Source organism: Kitasatospora sp. NPDC001539 (genome assembly GCF_040298565.1).
Lineage (GTDB): Bacteria > Actinomycetota > Actinomycetes > Streptomycetales > Streptomycetaceae > Kitasatospora.
Window position 1 is genome coordinate 1 of the sequence record NZ_JBEPAK010000455.1, and the last position, 2,080, is coordinate 2,080.

Annotated in this window: 1 protein-coding gene and 2 pseudogenes; 1 reads left to right on the forward strand and 2 read right to left on the reverse strand. The window is 71.1% G+C overall.

The window, feature by feature from the left end; translation table 11 throughout:
• A pseudogene (locus tag ABT247_RS33195) lies at window positions 1-93 on the reverse strand (molybdopterin-dependent oxidoreductase); the annotation flags it as partial.
• A pseudogene (locus ABT247_RS33200) lies at window positions 92-1,282 on the reverse strand (acetyl-CoA C-acetyltransferase); the annotation flags it as partial. The pseudogenes ABT247_RS33195 and ABT247_RS33200, both read right to left, overlap by 2 nt.
• A 246-nt stretch (window positions 1,283-1,528) precedes the next feature.
• Here ABT247_RS33200 and mce point away from each other — a divergent pair.
• Window positions 1,529-1,972, forward strand: a complete 444-nt coding sequence (gene mce / locus ABT247_RS33205; protein ID WP_350750272.1) for a methylmalonyl-CoA epimerase — start codon at window positions 1,529-1,531, stop codon at window positions 1,970-1,972.
• Window positions 1,973-2,080 lie beyond the last annotated feature (108 nt).

Consider the following 2,080-nt stretch of genomic DNA (forward strand, 5'->3'; position numbering starts at 1 on the left):
CCACTTGGCCGACTTGTAGAAGTACATCGGTGCCACGTAGAGGCGCACCGGGCCGCCGTGGGCGTGCGGGATCGGGGCGTCCTGCAGCTTGAGCCTTCGGGACCCGCACGATCAGCGCGTCGCCCTGGCCGCCGCCGCCGCACAGCGCGGCCGCGCCGACGCCGCCGCCGCGGCGCTGCAGCTCCAGGGCGAGGGTCAGCACCACGCGGGCGCCGGACATGCCGATCGGGTGGCCGAGCGCGATGGCGCCGCCGTTGACGTTGACGATGTCGGAGGAGACGCCCAGGTCCTTCATCGACTGGTGGGCGACGGCCGCGAACGCCTCGTTGATCTCGATCAGGTCGAGGTCGGAGACCTCCAGGCCCTCCTTGGCCAGCGCGTGCTTGATCGCGTTGGACGGCTGCGACTGCAGCGAGTTGTCCGGGCCGGCCACGTTGCCGTGGGCGCCGATCTCGGCGATCCAGGTCAGGCCCAGCTCCTCCGCCTTGGCCTTGCTCATCACGACCACGGCGGCGGCGCCGTCGGAGATCTGCGAGGAGGTGCCGGCGGTGATGGTGCCGTCCTTGGTGAACGCCGGGCGCAGCTTGGCCAGGCCCTCCACGGTGGTGTCGGCGCGGATGCCCTCGTCCTGGCTGAACAGCACCGGCTCGCCCTTGCGCTGCGGGATCGCGACCGGGACGATCTCGGCGTCGAAGACGCCGTCGGCCTGCGCCTTGGCGGCGCGCTGGTGCGAGGCGGCGGCGATCTCGTCCTGCACCTCGCGGGCGATGCCCAGGCGGGTGTTGTGCCGCTCGGTGGACTCGCCCATCGGGATGTTCTCGTAGGCGTCGGTCAGGCCGTCGTGGGCCATCGCGTCGAGCATCTCGATCGCGCCGTACTTGTAGCCCTCGCGGGACTTCGGCAGCAGGTGGGGCGCGTTGGTCATCGACTCCTGGCCGCCGGCCACCACGATGTCGAACTCGCCGGCGCGGATCAGCTGGTCGGCCAGCGCGATGGCGTCCAGGCCGGAGAGGCAGACCTTGTTGATGGTCAGCGCGGGGACGTTCATCGGGATGCCGGCCTTGACGGCGGCCTGGCGGGCCGGGATCTGGCCGGCGCCGGCCTGCAGCACCTGGCCCATGATCACGTACTGGACCTGCTCACCCGTGATCCCGGCCCGCTCCAGCGCGCCCTTGATCGCGAAGGCGCCGAGCTCGGCACCGGAGAAGCCCTTGAGGGAGCCGAGCAGTCGACCCATCGGGGTCCGCGCACCGGCAACGATCACAGAGGTGGTGTTGGTCATGGGACGAGCCCCTTCGCACGTCGTGGCCAGGTGAGGATGCGCTCAATGTACTGACCCGTTTTCCGCCCGTCACCGGAGCGACGGTGTGATCGAGCGCACTGGCACCCTCCAGTCAACACCGTGTCAACACGATCCGGGTGAACCCGGCCGCGTGTGAGCAGACTCGCACGTCCGCCGCTGGCGCCGGCTCGGCGCCATGCGCTGCACTGGGTGCCACCTTCATCCCTACCCGCTCCGGAGGTCGCCGTGCTGACCCGTATCGACCACATCGGCATCGCCTGCCGAGACCTCGACAAGACGGTCGAGTTCTACCGCGCCACCTACGGCTTCGAGGTGTTCCACAGCGAGGTCAACGAGGAGCAGGGCGTGCGCGAGGCCATGCTCCGGATCAACGGGACGGACGACGGCGGCGCCTCGTACCTCCAGCTGCTGGAGCCCACCCGGCCGGACTCCACGGTGGCCAAGTGGCTGGAGAAGAACGGCGAGGGCGTGCACCACATCGCCTTCGGCACCGCCGACGTGGACGGCGACGCCGAGGCGATCCGGGGCAAGGGCGTCCGGGTCCTCTACGACCAGCCGCGGATCGGCTCGATGGGCTCGCGGATCACCTTCCTGCACCCCAAGGACTGCGGCGGGGTGCTCACCGAGCTGGTCACCTCGGCCGAGCCGGGCGCGCACGGCGAGCACTGAGCGCCGGGTACCGGGAGCACCGGGTCGGGCCCGGTGGAGCCGCTCGTACGGGCTGCACCGTCTGGGCGCCGACCCCGCAACCCGCCTCCAGCACCCGGCTGCCCGCCG